At 73.1% G+C, this 18,906-nt stretch carries 18 protein-coding genes; 9 read left to right on the forward strand and 9 right to left on the reverse strand.

Annotation, left to right across the window (positions count from 1 at the left end; genetic code table 11):
- Positions 1-592 precede the first annotated feature (592 nt).
- On the forward strand, positions 593-1,117 hold the full coding sequence (locus LX15_RS21160) for an NUDIX domain-containing protein (protein ID WP_253671366.1): 525 nt from the start codon (positions 593-595) through the stop codon (positions 1,115-1,117).
- Between the two features lie 246 nt (positions 1,118-1,363).
- Positions 1,364-2,131 (forward strand): CPBP family intramembrane glutamic endopeptidase, encoded by a 768-nt coding sequence (locus LX15_RS21165; RefSeq protein WP_253671367.1) that lies wholly within the window; start codon positions 1,364-1,366, stop codon positions 2,129-2,131.
- Positions 2,132-2,211: 80 nt separating this feature from the next.
- Here LX15_RS21165 and LX15_RS21170 read toward each other — a convergent pair whose 3' ends face one another.
- Positions 2,212-3,132, reverse strand: coding sequence for an SDR family NAD(P)-dependent oxidoreductase (locus LX15_RS21170; protein ID WP_253671368.1), 921 nt, complete (start codon positions 3,130-3,132; stop codon positions 2,212-2,214).
- Positions 3,133-3,517: 385 nt separating this feature from the next.
- Here LX15_RS21170 and LX15_RS21175 point away from each other — a divergent pair, with 385 nt between their 5' ends.
- The gene (locus LX15_RS21175; RefSeq protein ID WP_253671369.1) at positions 3,518-4,765 is read left to right on the forward strand and encodes an arginine deiminase; all 1,248 of its coding nucleotides are present in this window, start codon (positions 3,518-3,520) and stop codon (positions 4,763-4,765) included.
- A gap of 133 nt (positions 4,766-4,898) precedes the next feature.
- Here LX15_RS21175 and LX15_RS21180 read toward each other — a convergent pair whose 3' ends face one another.
- Entirely contained in the window at positions 4,899-6,353 is a 1,455-nt protein-coding gene (locus tag LX15_RS21180) for a hypothetical protein (protein ID WP_253671370.1), read from the reverse strand.
- 342 nt (positions 6,354-6,695) lie between these two features.
- Here LX15_RS21180 and LX15_RS21185 point away from each other — a divergent pair, with 342 nt between their 5' ends.
- The 3 genes from LX15_RS21185 to LX15_RS21195 all read left to right on the forward strand — a co-directional run bounded on the left by LX15_RS21185 (position 6,696) and on the right by LX15_RS21195 (position 10,125).
- On the forward strand, positions 6,696-7,988 hold the full coding sequence (locus LX15_RS21185) for an alpha/beta hydrolase (protein WP_253671371.1): 1,293 nt from the start codon (positions 6,696-6,698) through the stop codon (positions 7,986-7,988).
- A 231-nt stretch (positions 7,989-8,219) separates the two neighbouring features.
- Complete coding sequence (locus LX15_RS21190; protein WP_253671372.1) at positions 8,220-9,746, forward strand: alpha/beta fold hydrolase; 1,527 nt, start codon at positions 8,220-8,222, stop codon at positions 9,744-9,746.
- Between the two features lie 139 nt (positions 9,747-9,885).
- Entirely contained in the window at positions 9,886-10,125 is a 240-nt protein-coding gene (locus tag LX15_RS21195; protein WP_253671373.1) for a DUF6457 domain-containing protein, read from the forward strand.
- A 59-nt stretch (positions 10,126-10,184) separates the two neighbouring features.
- Here the strand turns inward: LX15_RS21195 and LX15_RS21200 are convergent, their stop codons facing one another.
- Complete coding sequence (locus LX15_RS21200) at positions 10,185-11,015, reverse strand: putative hydro-lyase (protein WP_301305000.1); 831 nt, start codon at positions 11,013-11,015, stop codon at positions 10,185-10,187.
- An 84-nt stretch (positions 11,016-11,099) separates the two neighbouring features.
- Here LX15_RS21200 and LX15_RS21205 point away from each other — a divergent pair, with 84 nt between their 5' ends.
- Together LX15_RS21205 and LX15_RS21210 are read left to right on the forward strand one after the other, a co-directional pair.
- Positions 11,100-11,657: a ferritin gene (locus LX15_RS21205; protein ID WP_253671374.1), complete on the forward strand. Its 558-nt coding sequence runs from the start codon at positions 11,100-11,102 to the stop codon at positions 11,655-11,657.
- 362 nt (positions 11,658-12,019) lie between these two features.
- A complete protein-coding gene (locus LX15_RS21210; RefSeq protein ID WP_253671375.1) occupies positions 12,020-12,367 on the forward strand; it encodes a hypothetical protein in 348 nt (115 codons plus the stop codon).
- 250 nt (positions 12,368-12,617) lie between these two features.
- Here the strand turns inward: LX15_RS21210 and LX15_RS21215 are convergent, their stop codons facing one another.
- The 5 genes from LX15_RS21215 to LX15_RS21235 all read right to left on the reverse strand — a co-directional run bounded on the left by LX15_RS21215 (position 12,618) and on the right by LX15_RS21235 (position 16,007).
- Positions 12,618-13,166, reverse strand: a complete 549-nt coding sequence (locus tag LX15_RS21215; RefSeq protein WP_253671376.1) for a hypothetical protein — start codon at positions 13,164-13,166, stop codon at positions 12,618-12,620.
- Positions 13,163-13,654 carry a SigE family RNA polymerase sigma factor gene (locus tag LX15_RS21220; RefSeq protein WP_308213502.1) on the reverse strand — a complete coding sequence of 164 codons (492 nt, stop codon included), beginning with the start codon at positions 13,652-13,654 and terminating at the stop codon, positions 13,163-13,165. The genes LX15_RS21215 and LX15_RS21220 overlap by 4 nt, the downstream gene beginning before the upstream one ends.
- A gap of 220 nt (positions 13,655-13,874) precedes the next feature.
- Entirely contained in the window at positions 13,875-14,228 is a 354-nt protein-coding gene (locus LX15_RS21225) for a DUF952 domain-containing protein (protein WP_253671377.1), read from the reverse strand.
- Positions 14,228-15,181 (reverse strand): DUF5926 family protein, encoded by a 954-nt coding sequence (locus LX15_RS21230; protein WP_253671378.1) that lies wholly within the window; start codon positions 15,179-15,181, stop codon positions 14,228-14,230. Before LX15_RS21230 ends, LX15_RS21225 begins: the two co-directional genes overlap by 1 nt.
- A gap of 58 nt (positions 15,182-15,239) precedes the next feature.
- A complete protein-coding gene (locus LX15_RS21235; RefSeq protein WP_443729324.1) occupies positions 15,240-16,007 on the reverse strand; it encodes a glycerophosphodiester phosphodiesterase in 768 nt (255 codons plus the stop codon).
- Positions 16,008-16,244: 237 nt separating this feature from the next.
- Between LX15_RS21235 and LX15_RS21240 the strand changes: the two genes are divergently transcribed.
- Positions 16,245-17,474, forward strand: a complete 1,230-nt coding sequence (locus LX15_RS21240; RefSeq protein WP_253671380.1) for a cytochrome P450 — start codon at positions 16,245-16,247, stop codon at positions 17,472-17,474.
- Between the two features lie 560 nt (positions 17,475-18,034).
- On the opposite strand, the gene LX15_RS21245 is transcribed toward LX15_RS21240, so the two are convergent.
- Positions 18,035-18,904: a DUF4328 domain-containing protein gene (locus LX15_RS21245; RefSeq protein ID WP_253671381.1), complete on the reverse strand. Its 870-nt coding sequence runs from the start codon at positions 18,902-18,904 to the stop codon at positions 18,035-18,037.
- Positions 18,905-18,906 lie beyond the last annotated feature (2 nt).

Here is an 18,906-nt window from a genome sequence, read left to right on the forward strand (position 1 = left end):
GACTAGAACCCGTTCCTGAAACACGGGTCCTCCGCCGCTTTCTCCGTTCGTGCGCCTAGCGGAGCGAATCGAGGGAGCACACTTCCTGTCTCCGGACGATCGGGCGTGGATGCGTGAGCGCCTGGCCGAGTCGCAACATCGGTACGGCCAGATTCCGCGGGGCCGGCCGATCGGCGTTGTGTCGCCTGCATCCGGGGCGAGCGGGGTCCGCGCCCGTGGTCTGGGTGGCGCGGGGTGCCATGAGACAGCGGGCGGGGCACCGTGGAAGGTGTCCCACCCGCCCTGACCTGCGGAATCAGAGTCAGTGTTTTGCGCACACAGTTGGTCTACCGGCTGGCGGGGTCGCCCCTCCGACGATGCCGTGTCCCGTCTGGCTGCTGCTCTCATCCACAACTATGACCGGCATCGGGACTGGATGTCTTCGAGCGGTCCAAGACGCTGAGCGTGTCCTGGCTAGGGCCGCCGGTGAAGTACCTGCGAAGTGGGTAGCGTCGTTTGACGAAGCATCTCTCGCCAGCGAGGTGGCAGCCGGCTTCCTCGCGGCCTTGACCAGCCGTCAGGCTGGTGGCTGCCCAGAAAGTGAGGGTGAGTCATGGCCGATCTGACCGACGACACACGGTTCGCCTACCTCGCGGAAGGAAACGCGAAGCAGGCGCGGAAGCGGGTGGCCGCCGACCTACTCATCAGAGACGCCGCCGACCGGGTCCTGCTGGTGAACCCGACCTACAAGGAATGTTGGGACCTTCCCGGCGGGATGGCCGAGGAGAACGAGCCGCCCCGGAAGGCCGCCGAGCGGGAACTCGTCGAGGAACTGGATCTCGTGGTGACGGCCGGTGATGTCCTGGTCCTGGACTGGATCGGACCACACGGCCCCTGGGACGACCAACTCCTGTTCATCTTCGACGGCGGAAGGCTCACCGCGCGCCAGGTGGCGTCGATTCGTGTGGCGGACCAGGAGATCAGCGAGTACGCCTTCGTCGATCTCGACTCCGCCGTTCGCATGCTTCGGGCTGACATGGCACAACGGTTGGTTCGGGCACAGCGCGCTCTCCCGCGAGGCACCACCGACTACTCGGAGGGTCCGCGCCCGTGGTCTGGGTGGCGCGGGGTGCCATGAGACAGCGGGCGAGGCACCGTGGAAGGCACCCCGCACTCGACCGTCACCGCGTAAACCAGCCCTGACCTGGGGAAAAGACGAGCCGCGTAGAGCACTCCCACTCGTCCGACGGGCAGGGGCGAGAGAACACGAAACCACCGGAAGACCGCCGCCGGACGCGACCTCCGCCCATCGCCCCCACCCGGCCGAGGCACGGTTCCTCCCCCGTCGGGTCCGGAGCCGCCGGGCTTCGCCTACAGTGCGGAAGTGTTGTCCGAGCAGGTGACGCCGGTCGAGCGGCGGGCGGTCCGGATCGAACTCGCCCTCGTGTTCGGGGCGACGTTGGGCCTGTCCGGCCTCCGCAGCCTCCTGTCGCTGCTCGACTCGTTGCTGCGGCCCGAACCGCTGAACCAGCAGTCCGTGGCCATCAACGCGCCGCGCACCGCGCTCAACCTGCTCGACCTCGCGTACCAGCTCACCAGCGTGCTCCAGCTCGCGGTCTGGGGCGGACTAGGCGCGTACCTGTTGTGGCGCGGCGGGATCGCCCTGCGGGAGATCGGCCTCGACCGCCGGCGGCCGGGCCGGGACGTCGCCGCGGGCGTCGGGCTCGCGGCGTTGATCGGCCTGCCTGGGCTGGCGTTCTACCTGGGTACCAGGGCGCTCGGGCTGAACCTGACCGTTCTTCCGTCCACTTTGGACGCGGCGTGGTGGCGGCCCGTGGTGCTCACCCTCTCCGCGCTGGCCAACGCCTGGGCCGAGGAGGTGCTGGTCGTCGGGTTCCTGATCACCCGGCTGCGCGGGATCGGGTGGTCGGAGAACCGGTCCCTGCTGGCGTCCGCGCTGCTCCGCGGGTCCTACCACCTCTACCAGGGCTTCGGGGGGTTCGTCGGCAACGTGATCATGGGCCTGGTCTACGGCAGGGTGTGGCAGCGCACGAACCGGCTGTGGGCGCTGGTCGTCGGCCACGCCGTCATCGACGTGGTCGCGTTCGTCGGCTACTCGGTGTTCAGGGGCAGCGTCTCCTGGCTTCCCTGAGCCGCGAACAGACGTCCCGTGGTGGCCGTGAGACGCCCCGGGATGCGGTGAGAGACGCGGACGCCCGCGAAAACGGGCCCTCAGGACGGATGGGCCAGGATCCCGTACCGCATCCTGGCCATCATGTTCTCCGGCCCGGCCTGGATGCCGGACGCGGCGAACAGCTCGTCGATCCGTCCCGCCAGCTCGGCCGGGTCCCAGCGCCGCCCGCCCGCCGTGATCTCGGCGGCCGACGTGAACGGCTGGTAGATCTCCACGCTGTCGCCCTGCACCCCGAAGACCTTGCCGCTGATGTGCCCGGCCGCGTCGGAGCACAGGAAGGCGACCAGCGGGGCGATGTTGTCCGGCGCGAAGAAGTCGAACTCCCCGCGCTCGGCGGCCTCCTTGCGGCGCGTCCGCACGTCCTCCGGCAGCAGTTCCTCGGTCATCCGCGTGATGGCGGAGGGGGCGATCGCGTTGCTGGTGACGCCGTGCCGGGCCATCTCCATCGCCACGATCGTGGAGAACGCGGCGATGCCGGCCTTGGCCGCGCCGTAGTTGGCCTGGCCGAAGTTGCCGAGGATCCCCGAGGTCGAGCTGGTGTGCACGATCCGGCCGGGGCGCTCGCTCTCCCGCCAGTACCGGCAGGCGGCCCTGGTCGGGGCGAAGTGGCCGCGCAGGTGCACGCGGACGACGTCGTCCCACTCCTCGTCGGACATCTTCACCACGGTGCGGTCCCGCAGGATGCCCGCGTTGTTCACCAGCGCGTCGAGCTGGCCGAACCCCTCCACCGCCGTGCGGATCAGCCGGTTGGCGACGGCGGTGTCCGCGACGTCCCCCGTCACCAGCGTCGCCTGGCCGCCGGCGGAGGCGATCTCCTCGTGGACCTGGCGCCCGGCCTCCGCGTCGAACTCGGCCAGGACGACGGCCGCGCCCTGGCGCGCGCACTCCAGCGCCTCACCCCGACCGATGCCGCGCCCGGCACCGGTGACGATCACAACCCTGCCGTCGAGGATGCCCATGCCGGGCACCCTATCGACGGTGGGAAGAGGCACGGTCTCCTTCGACCGCCCTTGGCGTCTCTTGACATCCCTTGATGTCCCTATGCCCCTCGTGCCCGGTGGCGTCCCTCGGTTGCGCGGAGCCGGAAAGTTGGGAACTCGCTCCCGGCAGGGACGCGCGCGCTGGAGGACGATGGCGGGCAGGCCGACCGCCCCCCTCGCGGAAGGAGGCCACATGGGCTCCGCCGGGCCCGTCGGAGGATCACGACCCCACGCAAGAAACCACGCCTCAAAACCTGGTTCCGGTTCACGATGTGCGCCTCGTTCCGGCGCTTCGCTGCGAACTCCACCGAATCCGACCGTTCTCACTGCGGATTCTCCTCACGCGCGGGTTACGCTCGCTGGCGTGACCGCCCGACAGGCCGCACCGGAGTCCCCTTCCGCCCGCCCCGCCGGCACGCCCCGCGTCGACAGCGAGGTGGGCCCGCTGCGCACCGTGTTGCTGCACCGCCCCGGCGCGGAGCTGAAGCGGCTCACCCCGCGCAACAACGACCAGCTCCTCTTCGACGGCATCCCCTGGGTGGACCGCGCCCAGGAGGAGCACGACGCCTTCGCGGACACGCTGCGCGCCAGGGGCGTCGAGGTGTTGCTCCTGGCCGACCTGCTCGCCGAGGCGTTGACCGACCGGAGGGCCCGCGCCGCCGGGGTGTGGTCCGCGGTCGACGAACGCCGGCTGGGGATCGACCTCGCCGACACGCTGCGGTCCCACCTCACCGGGCTGGACGCGGCCGCGCTCGCCCACGTACTGACCGCCGGGATGACCTTCGAGGAGCTGCCGGCCGCCGAGGGCGCCTCACTGGTGCGGCGGATGCACCACCCGCACGACTTCGCCATCGACCCGCTGCCCAACCTGCTGTTCACCAGGGACTCGTCCCTGTGGGTGGGCGACAGGGTGGCGGTGGCGTCGCTGTCGATGCCGGCCCGGCGGCGGGAGACCTCGCTGACCGACCTCATCTACGCCTACCACCCGCGGTTCGCCCGCACCGACCGCGCCTACGGCGCGCACTCCGCCCCGGTGGAGGGCGGCGACGTGCTGTTGCTCGCGCCGGGTGTGCTGGCGATCGGCGTCGGCGAGCGGACCACGCCGGCGGGGGCGGAGTCGTTCGCCCGGTCCGCGTTCGCCGACGGGCTGGCGCACACGGTGCTCGCGGTGCCGATCGCGCAGGAGCGCGCGACGATGCACCTGGACACCGTGTGCACGATGGTCGACCGCGACGCGCTGGTCATGTACCCGGTCATCCGGGACGCGTTGTCCGCGTACCCGATCCGCCCCGACGGCGACGGCGGCGTGAGGGTGGACGGCCCGGTCCCGTTCCTGGAGGCCGCGGCGGAGGCGATGGGCATCGAGCGGCTCCGGGTGATCGACACCGGTCTGGACCCGGTGACGGCCGAGCGCGAGCAGTGGGACGACGGCAACAACACGTTGGCGATCGCGCCGGGCGTGGTGTTGGCCTACGAGCGGAACGTGGAGACCAACGCGCGGCTGGAGGACGCGGGCGTGGAGGTGCTGCGGATCTCCGGTTCGGAGCTGGGTTCCGGCCGGGGCGGTCCCCGGTGCATGTCCTGCCCGATCGAGCGCGCGCCGTTGGCCTGACCGTCCCTCCGGGACCAGGCCAGGGTCCTGTCCCGTTCGGCTCATCCGCCGTCCGTGCCGGATGAGCCGAACGGCGCCGCTCCCCGGGACGGCTCCCCGGCGCCGCTCCCTCGGGACGGCTTCCCGGGGCGGCTCACCTGCGGTACAGCTTCAGGCCCACATGGTCGACGATCCACCGCAGCTCGTCGAAGTCGACGTCGAAGTAGATGCGGCCCACGTACTCCCACGACGTGTTGTCGCCGAGCTTGACGTGCCGTTCCCTGCTGCGGCGCACCCCGTCGTACTCGAACCGGTCGAGTCGGCGCACGCAGAGGTCCCTGTCCGTGGGGGCGTAGTTCAGGCCGTAGCGCTCGGCCAGCCACCGCTCCATGCCCATGCCGATCCGGCCCCGCTGCCCGCGCCACTCGGCGGCGGCCATGGCCAGGTCCCGCAGCGCCTTGCGCATCCGGGTCGGCTCGGCGTACTCGCACTTGGCCCACGACCGGCGGGCGTTCTCGGTGAACACGATGGCGCCGTCCGACTGCCGGGTGAGCTGGTCCCAGAGGGCCCCGAAGTCCCGTTCGTCCAGCGGGGCGCGCTCGACGGCGTCGTCGGGGCCGAGCGCGGCCCGGTCACGCCCGAACCGCTGGAACTCGGCGTGGTACCAGTGCACCTCGGCGCGGAGCCGTTCGACCTGGCTCTCCAGGGCCTCGTTCTGCCGCAGCAGCTCCAGGGCGTACTCGCTGTCGCTCTCCAGGGCGGTCAGCCGGGCGCGGCGCAACGCGCCGAGGATCTCGTCCCGAACCTCGTCCCTCGGTTCGGCGAGCACCGACAACCGGGCGAGCTTGGCGAAGAGGTGGTGGACGAACCGGTGGTTGTTCTCGGCCGCCGCCGACGAGGTCCACCAGGGGTGGTGCAGGACGTCCTCCCGGTCGCCGAACCCCGGCCAGAACAGCCGCACGCCCTCCCACGGCAGCCGGGCGTCGGGGCACAGGGCGGTCAACGCGTCCGACGCGGCGCGGTCGTCCAGCAGCACGACGTGCGCGAGGCCGCAGTTGGCGTGGGCGATCCGGACGGCGAGCCGGGCGCGGCCGGCCACGACGATGAGCGGCAGGCCCCTGCGCGGGTCGACGAGGTCGGCCACCAGGGCGTCGACGTCCGCGGTGGTGACCGTGCGGGGTTCGGCGGACAGCGGCATGCCGGCGCGGGCCAGGCAGGGCACCGCACGCAGCAGTTCCCGGACCACCCGGGGCGGCTGGAAGTCGTTGATGGGCGCGGGGCCGAGGCGGTTGTCCGCAGAGACGCGGGACAGCGCGACGAACGCCTGGGTCGCCTCGGCGGTCCTGGTCACGCTGACCCGGCTCTCCCAGACGACGTTGTGGGTGCCGGAGGGCCGGCGTAACTCCAGGTCGAACAGGTCGGCCGACCCGTCGCCGAGGCCGCGGGTCGCCCACCGGACCCCGCGGTCGCCGACGACCAGCTCCCCCTCGCCGGTGTCCGGCGCGCGTCGCGGGCGGCAGCCCCACCAGCGCACCACCCCCGCCATCAGGCGGAACGTGTCCCTTCCCGGGTCCCTCGCGACCAACCGTGTGGCATAGAGGTTCTGCACGACACCCTCCCTGTGCTTCAGGTCACATGGAGGGAGCATGGCGAGACCGGACATACCGAATCAATGCGGACGCCGAATCCGGCTGGGCGGGCCGCGGCGACAGATCCCTGCCAGCTCGGCGCTTCCGCGCGACCGCCACCCCGACACTGGACGGCGTTCCCTCGCGACGGGAGGAATGCCTTGTCCCGATGGAGGTCGGCCGGCCCGCTGGCGCTTCTCCTGGCCCTGTCGTCGGTCCTGACGGCTCCCCCGGCCTCCGCGGCCGAGCCCGGGGGTGGCATCAGGTGGGAACGGTGCGACGGGGCTCCCGAACAGAACCCGGTTCGCTGTGCGAAGGTCGTCGTGCCGACTGATTGGTCCACTGTGGACGGAAGTCGGGTCAACCTCCGCGTGGCCATGGCGCCCGCGGCAAGGCCAGAACAGCGGATCGGCGTGTTGTTGTTCAACCCCGGCGGCCCCGGCGCGTCCGCCGCTGATCTGCTGACCAACCCCGAGTATTTCGCCGAGTACTTCCCCTCCGAGCTGCGGGACCGCTTCGACATCGTGGGCGTGGACCCGCGGGGCGTCGGGGGGAGTCAGGCGCTCACGTGCTCCCTGCCCCCGGACGACCCGGCGGTGACGCGCTTCCCCGCCGACGCGCGGCAGGCCGGTCAGCTCATGGCGGCCAACGCCCGCCTTGCGAAGTCCTGTGTGGACGGTTCAGGCCCGCTGGTCGGGCACGTGGACACCGAGAGCGTCGCGCGCGACCTCGACCACGTGCGGAGACTGCTCGGCGAGGAGCGGATCAGCTTTCTCGGCATCTCCTACGGAACGATGGTCGCGCAGAGCTACGCCGAGCTGTTCCCCCGCCGGCTCCGCGCGTTGGCCCTCGACGGGGTCGTCGACCGGGCGCACCCGTGGCGACAACTCCTGGAGGACAACACCTCGGCGGTCGAGGACGGTGTCGGGCGGTTCGCGACGTGGTGCGCGGCCAACGAGACCTGCGCGCTCCACGGGCAGGACGTCCGCGCCGTGATCAGGAGAGTGCTGGCCAAGGCCGACGCCCACCCGGTTCCGGCGGGGGACCACGCGTTCGACGCGGAGCAGATCACCGAGGCGTTGACGGGCGCGATCGGCGGGCCAGGCCGTTTCCCCTTCGCGGCGAAGGGACTGCGCGAGATCGACGAGGGTGGCGACGCGAGCGCGCTGCTCCCCTTCTCCCGCTACGCGGACTCCGAGGGGCGGGCCCTGTTTCGCGCCATCTCCTGCCAGGGCGTTATCGCGCCGGCGAACCAGGGCGAACTCGTGGAAGCGTCGCGCCGCATCCGCCAGCTCGGGCCGACGCTGCGGGGAGCGTCCGAGAGCTGGGACATCCTCAGCGGCTGCGCCGGGTGGCCGATTCCCTCGCCGTGGCGTCCCCACGCGTGGCGCGTCCCCCAGGACTTCACGCGAACGCTGCTGGTCTCCGGGGCGCACGACGTCTCGACCCCCCGCGCCTGGGCGGAGAGCGTGCACCAGCAGATCCCGAACAGCGTTCTCCTCCGGTGGGAGGGGGACGGGCACACCGCCTGGCTGGCCAACCACAACCCTCAGGCGCGCCAGGCCACGGCGCGGTACCTGATCGACCCCGCCACTCCTGTGTCCTCAATGGACTGATGATCGGAGTTCGTTCCCCCTGTTCCCACCGTTCCCACGCCGATGCCGCCGATCACGCGCGTCGGGTGTTCGAGCGACGCTGAGGTGAGCACGCACGGTCGCGGTGGTGTCGGGCGCGGGCTCGGCGCGCGCGTGCCGCCGTGGTCGTAGGTCCGAGGAATGACACCCCGGGGTTGATCTCCGTCCCCGGGGCGATCCGCCGGGGCGGCCGGCCAACCGAGACTGCCAGGCATGGCATTCGAGGGGCAACACCGGGTGGAACCGATCCCGGCGAGGGCACGACGCACCCCGTCGCCGCGGTGGAGAGCCGCGACGGTCACCGCACTCGCGCTGGCCGCGTCCGCCGTCATGGTGACGCCCGCCGCGGCCCACACCACCGGAGCCGGCGAGGAGCCGCTGCGCTGGGAGCGGTGCGCGAACACCGACGAGCGGAACCCGGTCCGGTGCGCCCGCGTCGCGGCCCCCGTCGACTGGTCGGTTCCCCGGGCCGGCGACACGGTGGACCTGCTGGTCGCCCGGCTTCCCGCCACCAGTCCCGAACGCCGTGTCGGCACGCTGTTCTTCAATCCCGGTGGACCGGGCGGGGCGTCGGGAACGATGATCACCAACCCCGCGGTCGCCTCCGCGTACTTCCCTGAGGAGCTGAGGGAGCGCTTCGACATCGTCGGAGTGGACCCGCGCGGCGTCGGCGGCAGCCGGTTCCTCCGGTGCGACAGCCCGGTCAACGACCCGGAGCCCACCCGCTTCCCCGGCGACGTGCCCGGCGCGGTCCGCCTCGCCGCCGCGAACGCCCGGTTCGGCGTCTCGTGCCTGCGGGGCACCGGACCGCTGGCCGCGCACCTGGACACCGGGAGCGTCGCCAGGGACATGGACCTGGTGCGCGCCCGGCTCGGCGAGGAGCGGATCTCGTTCCTGGGCATCTCCTACGGAACGATGCTGGCGCAGAGCTACGCCGAGCTGTTCCCCCGGCGGGTCAGGGCGCTCGTGCTCGACGGCGTGGTCGACCGCTCCCTGGGCTGGCGGCAGATGACCGAGGACGGGGCCGCCGCCACCGAGGAGGGCTTCGCCCAGTTCGTGGCGTGGTGCGAGCGCACCGAGACGTGCGCGGTGCGCGGCCGCGACCCGCGCGCGCTGATGCGGGCGGTGCTGGACCGGGCGGACCGGGCCCCGATCCCCGCCGACGGCCGGACCGCGAACGCGGAGGAGATCGCCTCCGCCGTCTCCGGGTGGCTCGGCGACCCGTCGGCCCTGCCCCTGCTCGCGCGGGGACTGCGCGAGGCGGCGGACTCCAACGACGCGACCACACTGGTCCGCGGCAGCCTCGCCACCACCGGTCCGTGGTACGCCGCCTACCGGGCGATCATCTGCCAGGACGTCCCCGTGCCGCCGCACGCCGTGGCCGAGCTGCCCTCGGCCGCCGAGCGGGCACGGCGACTCGGCCCGACGCTGCGCGGCGCGTCCGAGTTCTGGGGCGTCGCCTCGGGCTGTGTCGGCTGGCCCGTCCCCAGCCGCTGGCAGCCCCACGGATGGCGGGTGCCGACGGACTTCCCACCCGCGCTGCTCCTGGCCGGCGCGCACGACGTGTCCACGCCGGCGCACTGGGCGGAGAACGTGCACCGGCGGATTCCGAACAGCAGGCTGCTGCGCTGGGACGGGTTCGGGCACTCCGCGTGGGGCGTCGCCGACCCGGAAGCCGCGCGGGCGATGGCGGCCGGCGTCCGCCACCTGGTCGACCCGACGACCCCGGCGGCACGGTGACGCCGTCCGCGGGGTGACGCCGACCGCGGCGTGAGGCCGATTGCACGGTGCCGGCCACCGCACGGTGCCGGCGACGGCCACCGCACGGTGCCGGCGACGGCCGGCTGCGCGACGGGCCGGCCGTGCCGATGATGGGCTGATGGTGCTCGACGACTGGATCGAGGCGCTCCAGACCGAGCTGGGGCTCGACGTGGACGTGGACGTCCGCGCGTTGCTCGACGTGGCCAGGGTTGCGGCGCACGCGGTGGACCGCCCCGCCGCGCCCCTGACCACGTTCCTCATCGGGTACGCGGCGGCGCGGGCGGACGCGCCCGACGTCGGGGAGCTGTGCCGCAGGGCCGCCACGCTCGCGGAGGCGTGGCGGCCCGGAACGGGCTGAGCGCGGTCGGGCCGGGGTGGGGCGAGGCTGCGCGCCCACCCCGGCCGGGCCGCCGCGGCTCAGGGCACGAGGTAGGTCGAGTCCCGGGCGTCGGTGATCGCCATGTGGCCGGGCGCGTGGCCGATCGCGAAGGGCGGCCGGGACGCCCGCACGGCGGCCTGCGGGGTGACGCCGCAGGCCCAGAACACCGGCACCTCACCCGGCTCGACCGGCACCGGGTCCCCGTAGTCCGGGGCGTCCAGGTCGCGGATGCCGATGGCCGCCGGGTCGCCGACGTGGACCGGCGCGCCGTGCACGGCCGGGTAGCGCGAGGTCACCCGCACCGCCGTCGCCACGAGCGACGCGGGGACCGGCCGCATCGACACCACGAGGGGCCCGTGCAGCGCGCCGGCGGGGCGGCAGTCGAGGGAGGTTCGGAACATGGGCACGTTGCGGCCCAGTTCGATGTGCCGCACGGGAACACCCGCCGTGAGCAACGCGTCCTCGAACGTGAACGAGCAGCCCAGCAGGAACGTGACGAGGTCCGGTCGCCACACCGACCGCACGTCCGTGACCTCGTCGACCACCTCGCCGTCCCGGTACACGACGTAGGCCGGCAGGTCCGTGCGCAGGTCGCCGCCGAAGAGCGGGGTGCTGACCGCCCCCACGTCGGTGACGTCGAGCACCGGGCACGCCTTCGGGTTGCGCTGCGCGAACAACAGCAGGTCGTAGGCGAGGTCGCGGGGCACCGCGACGATGTTCGCCTGGGTCCAGCCCGCGCACCACCCGGCCGTCGGCACCCGCAGACCCTGTCGGAACAGGGCACGCGCCCTGGCGGGGGTCATGGCGGAGACGTCCTCGGGCGCCTCGCGTTCGGTTGCGTCACGTTCGACCACGCTGCGTTCGGCCATGCGGCTCCTCCTGTAGTCCGAACAGGTGAATCTGCTCACTTCCAAGGCGATCCTTACCGGGGTGCCACGGGTAGCGTCCGACGCATGGCCCTGATCGGCAAGAAGGCTTCCGAGAACAAGTTCCACGACCTGCTGCGCGCCCAGGTGCGCAACGAGTTCACCGCGTCGCAGCAGTACGTGGCGATCGCCGTCTGGTTCGACGCCCAGGACCTCCCGCGCCTCGCGGCGCACTTCTACCGGCAGGCCCTCGAGGAGCGCGACCACGCGATGATGATCGTGCAGTACCTCCTCGACAACGACCTGGACGTGGCGATCCCGGGCGTGGACGACGTCCGCAACGACTTCGCGAACGTCAGGGAGCCGGTGGCCCTCGCCCTCCAGCAGGAGCGCGAGGTCACCGAGGACATCACGGCGCTGGCCAGGGCGGCCAGGGACGAGGGCGACTACCTCGGCGAGCAGTTCATGCAGTGGTTCCTCAAGGAGCAGGTCGAGGAGGTGTCCCAGATGTCGACCCTGCTGCACGTGGTGGAGCGCGCCGGGGACAACCTGTTCCACATCGAGGACTTCCTCGCCAGGGAGACGGTCGGCGACGAGGGCGCCGACCCGACGGCCCCGAAGGCCGCCGGCGGCAACGTCGCCTGATCCCGCCGCTGCGCACGGGCCCGGTGGGCCGCCTCAGGACGGAGGCGGCCCACCGGTCCTTTTTCCGGCAGCGTCGAACCTTCCTCACATATCCGCGAGGAATTCGCCGAAATGGTGGGACGGCGGGCAGGCCGCCCCTTCTCGCCGTGAAAGAAACCTGTCGCGGCGGCGGAGAACATACACATGTTGCTTCGTCGACAAATGGCTTCGTCGCCGAAGACACTCGTGCTCGGAAGACACTCGTGCTCGTTGGTGACGGTCCGCCGCGTGCGCCCCGTCCGGGACTCACACGGCAGGCACCCGCCCACCGGAGGTCAACCCGCGCCGACTCCGGTCACCGGTGCGCCGGCGTGGAGGGCGGCGTGACCAGGACACTGGACTCGGAGGGCTTCGTCGTCACCCGCGTCGACGACACAGCCGGCACCGACGGCAAAGACGACACGGAGGAGGAGACGGTCGGCTCGGCGGGACGCGAGGTCACGCTGGCGGACGGGTCGTCGGTGGTCGGCAGCCTGGTGCTCGACGGACCAGCCGGGGTCGACGGCCTCGACGTGGTCGAGGCGCCGGGGTCCGCCGGGCGCGACGTCTCGGAGGTGGCCGCGGGCGTCGAGACCGGCCCGGACGTCACCGACGCCGCGGTCGATGAGGGGGCCTCGGAGCCGGTGAACGACACCGGCGTGGTGGCGGGGTCGCCGGGCGAGGCGGCGTAGGCCGTGGCCGCGAGCGCGAAACCGCCCACACCGGCGGCGAGCGCCCCGAGGAACTTCTTCTTGCTCAGCATTTCCCTACCTCTCGTTGTCCACGAACGCCACGATCGCGTTCGCTGGGGAAACGCCCCGCGCCGCGGGGAGGTTGCCCCGACTTCTCCGCCACGACTTCTCTGCCACGACCGCTCCGGAAAACCGAAGCGAGGCAGGAAATCCCGCCCGACCAACGGGTGGTCCCCAGGGCGTTTCCCGGCTAGCGGGTGCTGGCCGTCGATTCCACGATCTGGGTCCACGCGCTGGGCGTGGGCCTTCCCGACACGGATGAGCGGGCCGTCTCGGTGCCCGTGGACGCCGTGCTCGTTCCAGGGGAACCCGGCGTCCCGGTCACCGACGAGCCGCCGCCCACACGCGAGTGGCTCGTCGCCCACGGCGTTCCCGGGGGCGACGCCGGAGAGGTGGCCGTGCTGCCGGTGGCCGAGGGCGGGGACGGGGCCGTCCGCTCGGCCCCGCTGGTCACGGGCGCGCTGCTCCCGGTCGTCGCGGGAGTGCTCTCGCTCGTCACCGAGGGAGTCTGGGCGGGGGGAAGCTCCTCGCCCCTGCCGAAACCGGCCAGGAACGCCCCACCAAGGAGCACCCCGACGACGGCGAGCGCGCCGCCGGCGGTGGCCAGGGCGGTCCGCACGCGCCGGCTCCGCCGAACGCCTCGGAGCACGACCTCGTCGGCGTCGGCGCGGGCCGCCACGTCCAGCCGCGGATCCTCCGCGAACAGCCTGCGCAGCTCGTCGTCGAGATCCGCGCTCATCGGACACCCCCCTCCGCCATCGTCCGTTCCAGCCGCAGCCGCAACGTGGCCATCGCCTTGCTGGCCTGACTCTTCACCGTCCCCCGGCTGACCCCCAGGGTGGTGGCGATCTCCTCCTCGCTCAGGCCGTCGTAGTAGCGCAGGACGACCACGGCGCGCTGCCGGGGCGGCAACGCCCGCAACGCCCGCCACAGCGGCTCGTTCTCCAGCCGGTCGGGGGCGACCTCCGCCGGCACCTCCGGCAGCTCGGCCACGAGGTTCTCCCGACGGCGACGACGCCAGCGGCTGATGTGCGCGTTGACCATCGCCCTGCGCACGTAGGCGAGGGGGTCGTCGATGCGCAGCACGGAACGCCAGCGCCGCCCCACGCGCTCCAGCGCGCCCTGCACGAGGTCGGCGCCGTCGTGCGGGTTGCCGGTGAGCGCGTGGCCGTACCGGAGCAGGCTGGGCATGGCGGCCCGTACGAACTCACCGAAGTCGTCCCCCACCGTCCCCCTCCCCGACCGGTCGGCGGCCCGTTCCGTCCGGTCGTTCGCGTGCTGTCGTCACCGGGGGACACGCGGGGGTGAACCCCGCGGTTGCCGCGAGTTCTCCGGAGGTGACCGCCGTCACGAACGCGTCGCCCACGCCGGTGCCGGCTCGACGGCGTTGACGTCACACGGCGGCGACGTGACCAGCGGCGCAGCGGAACGGCCGTGACGCCGGTGGCTAGGGGCGGGCGAGCGCGTTGGGGAGGCGGAACGCGCCGTCCTCGGCGGGAGGGAAGTCGTGCGTGGCGACGACCGCCGAGACCGGGATCGGCCCGTAGACGTGCGGGAACCACGGGCCGGCCGGGTCAGCCGGGTCGCCCGGCTCCCATCGCAGCTCGGCGTCGAGCAGGGCCGGGTCGATCACCAGGAGCAGCAGGTCGTCCCTGCCGCGGAACAGGGTGTTCGCCGGCAGGTGCACCGTGCCGGGGTCCGAGCAGTGCACGAAGCCGTCGACGGCGAACCCGGCGGGCACGTGACGCCCGGACTCCCGCGCCGAGGCCCACTCGGCGCGGGAGCAGATGTGCAGGATCATCAGCGGAGCGTGATCTGTCGCCCGCGCAGGCCGTCCCTGGCCCGCCGCTCCGCCTCGTCCAACGGCTCGGCGTCCACCGTGGCCAGCACGTCGGCCAGCCGCCGGCCCAGCGCGGCCGCCGGCTCGGCCCACTCCCTCGGGTGCTGCTCGCGGTCGAGGTCCCACACCGGCACGAGCAGGCCGTGCGCCCGGAACGACCCGGCGTACCGGGTGTTCTCGCCGAGCGACAGCTCACCGCGCACCGAGAGCCGGGCCAGCGCCGCGAGCAGCGCCTCCTCCGGCTCGGGCCGCACCCACCGCAGGTGCGCCCTGTCGCCCGCGTCGACCCAGTAGGCGGCCTCGACGCCCTCGGCCTCGACGCGCGCGGTCGGCATGATCGCCGCGTTCGCGCGCTCCAGCGACGCCGCCACCTCGCCGGTGGGGGTCACCTCCTCGGGCAACCACCACGAGAAGTCCTCGTGCAGGGTCACGTCCAGCGAGGCCGACGGGTCCAGCAGGTCCTGCAACCGCACCTGGTCGTCGGCGCCGGCCGGGCCAACCACCGGCAACGCCTCGCCGGGCTCGGCGGTCATCGCCCAGCGGACCGCCCGCGCCACGTCCCTGCTGACGTCCCCGGACCGGGTCTGCACCTGGAGGCCGACCAGGGCGGTGCCGTCCGCGCGCACCAGGGCGGCCGCGGCCATGGGCAGCACGGTCGCCAGGGTGATCTCGCGGTCGCCGGGCTCGGCCAGCGGCAGCGGCGTGGTGGCGGACGGGACGAACTCGCGCAGCGCGATCAGCTCGGTCTCGGCGGCCAGCCCCTCGAACGGCCGGTTGACGATGGCGTCGACGGCGCCGCCCGGCGCGCCGTGGCAGGCCTTGTACCGCCTGCCGGAACCGCAGGGGCAGGGCTGGCGCGGGCTGACCCCGTCGTGGGTCCTGGCCGCCCGCCTGACCGCCGTCCGCTTGGCCACCGCCGTCCTCCTCGCACCTCGGCTGGTCGACCGGCGTGGCGAACCGCCGTTCGCCACGTCACGGCGCGACGGTATCCGAAAGCCGATCAGTGAGGGCCGCCCGGGTGGCGGCGGGCGCGTTGGTCGCCACGTAGCGCACGCCCAGTCGCCGGCACAACGCCACGTCGTCCGGATCGTCCACCGTCCAGCAGTAGGTGGCGTGGCCGCGTTCCGCCGCTCTGGCCACGTAGTCCGGGTCGCGGCGCAGCAGGTGCACACCCGGTCCCGTGATGTCCGCCCACGGCGGCAGCGACCCGTCCCGCCGCGTCGACGACAGGCGGGCCAGCAGCAGCACCGTGGGCAGGGCGGGCGCGTGCTCCCGCACCCGGCGGATCGCCCGGGAGGAGAACGACATGACGACCACCGGCGACTCCTCGCGGCTCGGCGGTCGGGCCAGCCCGTACCGGGCCAGCATCGCGACGAGCTTGGCCTCGACGAGCCCGGCGTAGCGCGTGGGGTGTTTGGTCTCGACGAACAGCCGGATCGGGCGCCCCGCGTCGACCAGCAGCGCGAGCAGGGTGTCCAGGGTGAGGAGCCCGCGGTGCGGCGGCTCGGCCGAAGGGGCCGCCACGCGCCGCCGCACGAGGTCGTCCGCCGAGGTCGGCGGGTCGTCGTGCCAGTGGCCGTAGTCGAACTCCTTCAGCCGGGCGAGGGACAGGGTGCTGACGACGCCCGTGCCGTTGGACGTCCGGTCAATCCGGCGGTCGTGGACGCAGACGAGGTGGCCGTCGCGGGAGAGCCGAACGTCGCACTCCACGCCGTCCGCGCCCTGCTCGATCGCGAGCATGTAGGCGGCCGAGGTGTGCTCGGCGCGCTCTGTCGAGGCTCCGCGGTGCGCGACGACATGGACACCGGGAGGGACGCCGGGAGGGACGTGGACGGGCGGCACGGCAGTCACAGTGGGCCATCCGAGGGTGGTGGGCGGGGCGGACGGGCGACGATCGACCGATCGGGACTGACCCGGACGACGCCGTGGTTATCGGCGCGCAACCCACGATTGCGCCGTTCGAGTTACGGTGCGGCTGTGAGCCAAGCCCCCGTGACCGGAGTGACCGCCGACCGGGTCCCGTTCGACCCTACCGACCCGGACTTCGTGGCCGACCCGTATCCGGTGTTCGCCCGGCTGCGGGCCGAGGCCGAGGTGCACCGGCACGACGGCATGGGACTGGCGGTCGCGGTGTCCCACGCCGCGTGCTCGGCGTTGCTGCGACACCGTTCGCTGGGCCGCATCTGGACCGACGCCCGGCCGGTCGACCAGTTCGCCTCGTTCAACCTGCTGCACCGGAACTCGTTGCTGGAGAACGAGCCGCCCACCCACACCCGGCTGCGCCGGCTGGTGGCGGCGGCGTTCGGCCGGGGCCACGTGGAGCGGATGCGTCCGTGGGTGGAGCGGCTGGCCGACGACCTGGTGGCGGGCCTCGCCGGGCGGATCGCCGACGAGGGCTCGGCGGACCTGCTGGAGCAGGTCGCCGCTCCCCTGCCGGTGCAGGTGATCGCCGAGCTGCTCGGGGTGCCCGACGCCGACCGCGGCCTGCTCCAGCCGTGGTCGAACGCGATCGTGAAGATGTACGAGTACGACCTCGACGAGCCGCGCAGGGCGGCCGCCGAGCGCGCGGCCACCGAGTTCGTGGCCTACCTGCGGGAGCTGGTGGCGCTGCGGCGGCGGCAGCCGGGCGAGGACCTGGTGAGCGACCTGGTCGCGGTGACCGACGCCGACGGCGGGAAGCTCACCGAGGACGAGCTGGTGGCCACCGCCGTGTTGCTGCTGATGGCGGGGCACGAGGCCACGGTGAACGTCGTGGGCAACGGGACGCTGGCGCTGATGCGGCACCGGGACCAGTGGGAGCGGCTGGTCGCCGACCCCGGCCTGCTGGCCACGGCCACCGAGGAGCTGATCCGGTACGACTCGCCGTTGCAGCTTTTCGAGCGCACGGCCACGGCGGACGTGGAGATCGCGGGCTTCCCGGTGCGCGAGGGCGAGAAGATCGCCGCGCTGCTCGGGGCGGCGGCCAGGGACCCCGAGGTGTTCGAGGAGCCGGACCGGCTCGACATCGGGCGGACCACCAACCCGCACCTCGGCTTCGGCGTCGGCATCCACTACTGCCTGGGCGCGCCGCTGGCGAGGGTGGAGGTCCAGGCGGCGCTGGGCGCGCTGGCCCGGCGGCTGCCGCGTCTGGCCCTGGCCGCCGAGCCGGTGCGGCGGTCGGAGTTCGTCATCCGCGGCCTGCACGACCTGCCGGTCACCAGCGGGTGATTCCGCGGTTTTCTTCGCGCTGGGCGGCTCGGGCGGGGAATGACGTGTGTTGTGGTGACGGTATTCCCCGTCCGAGCCAGAAAATTCAGCCTTCTTCGCGCGATGGGCGACGAGGCGTGATTGCTGAAGCATGATGACCACGCCATCGTGTGTGGGTGGCGCGGGCACGAGGATGAAGATCTTCATCCGTCCCTGCCGGTGGTGTCACCAGCCTGAGCAGGCTTGAGGGTGCGGGCAGGGGTGCTCGTGGGGGGCGATGAGCGGAAAACCGTGTCAACTGGTTATTCGTCTGGCAGCCCGAGTTGTCCACAGGATTCCCGCGCTTCTGGCGCCACAGCCGTCATTTTCCCCCGTGTGGGTGTGCAACGCGGCTTTGTTCTCCACAGGCTTCCGGCAGTTGTCCACAGCTCGCCGGTTCCTCGTTTCGCGCCGGGTTATTCCTGGCTAGGCTGACAGGGGGTCGCCCCCCCGGGAGGGAGGGGGCTGACCAGGGCAGAGGAAGAGGCGGCGCGGCGGCGGAACCGTCCGGGTCCCGGGCAGGACCGGGCGGCCGCGTCGGGTCAGCGGCGCGAGGACGGGTGCGGCGGCCGGAGGAGGGGCTCCTCGGCGTCGACCACCCGCACCACCCGCTGGCGGCGGATTCCCGCGGGGTCGGCCGGGGCCAGCAGGCCCGTCAGCATCCGGACCACGTGGATCGTGAACACCGCGACGACCACCGCGGCCGCGTCGGTCAGCGCGTGCAGCAGCACGGTGTCGGCCTGGGCCTGGAGACTGCTCCGCAGGCCCCACAGCAGGGTGAGACCCGCCAGGACGCCGTTGGCCGCCCACGCCGCCCACCACCGGACGACCAGCCGGGACGGGCGGGGTCGCCGGTCCGGGGGCAGGCGCAGGGCCGTGTGCTCCAGCTCGCCGAGGAGCTGACCGGCCTGCACCAGGTTGAGCCCGGGGGTCAGCAGGCCGACGAGCACCTGCCAGGTGGGCCGCGCCGGCCGCACCTCCGCGAGGTCCGCGGCGGCCTCGCGCGCCCTGAGCAGCCACAGCACCAGCACGACCGCCGACAGCACCCCGGTGAGCAGGGCCACGACGCCGGCGACCTGGGCCAGGATCTCGGCGGCGCGCACCACGCCGGCGGAGAGCATGCTGTCGCGGCTCATCGCCAGCAGCACGTACCGCCACAGCTCGGCGAGCGCGCCCAGCCCCGCGCCGCCCGCCGTCAGCCACAGCAGGGGAACCGCGAGCGCGACGAGCGCCCTGACCCGCTCGACCGGGCCGACCTTGCCCGTCCGCCGCCCCGGCAGGGCGGTCGGCCGCCGCCACGCCAGCATCGGGAAACCCCACCTCGGCGCCGCCGGGTAGGAGGGCGGCCCGGTGTAGGGCGCGCGCGCTCGTGCAGGGCGCGGGGGGTACGGCGGAGCGGGTGGAGTGGCCACCC

The organism is Streptoalloteichus tenebrarius (genome assembly GCF_024171885.1).
Taxonomy (GTDB): domain Bacteria; phylum Actinomycetota; class Actinomycetes; order Mycobacteriales; family Pseudonocardiaceae; genus Streptoalloteichus; species Streptoalloteichus tenebrarius.

Excerpts from the sequence above, each read along its gene's own strand:
- LX15_RS21160 (WP_253671366.1), top strand. The coding sequence starts at position 593 with ATGGCCGATCTGACCGACGACACACGGTTCGCCTACCTCGCGGAAGGA.
- LX15_RS21170 (WP_253671368.1), bottom strand. The coding sequence starts at position 3,132 with ATGGGCATCCTCGACGGCAGGGTTGTGATCGTCACCGGTGCCGGGCGC.
- LX15_RS21190 (WP_253671372.1), top strand. The coding sequence starts at position 8,220 with ATGGCATTCGAGGGGCAACACCGGGTGGAACCGATCCCGGCGAGGGCA.
- LX15_RS21195 (WP_253671373.1), top strand. The coding sequence starts at position 9,886 with ATGGTGCTCGACGACTGGATCGAGGCGCTCCAGACCGAGCTGGGGCTC.
- LX15_RS21200 (WP_301305000.1), bottom strand. The coding sequence starts at position 11,015 with ATGGCCGAACGCAGCGTGGTCGAACGTGACGCAACCGAACGCGAGGCG.
- LX15_RS21205 (WP_253671374.1), top strand. The coding sequence starts at position 11,100 with ATGGCCCTGATCGGCAAGAAGGCTTCCGAGAACAAGTTCCACGACCTG.
- LX15_RS21215 (WP_253671376.1), bottom strand. The coding sequence starts at position 13,166 with ATGAGCGCGGATCTCGACGACGAGCTGCGCAGGCTGTTCGCGGAGGAT.
- LX15_RS21225 (WP_253671377.1), bottom strand. The coding sequence starts at position 14,228 with ATGATCCTGCACATCTGCTCCCGCGCCGAGTGGGCCTCGGCGCGGGAG.
- LX15_RS21235 (WP_443729324.1), bottom strand. The coding sequence starts at position 16,007 with ATGCTCGCGATCGAGCAGGGCGCGGACGGCGTGGAGTGCGACGTTCGG.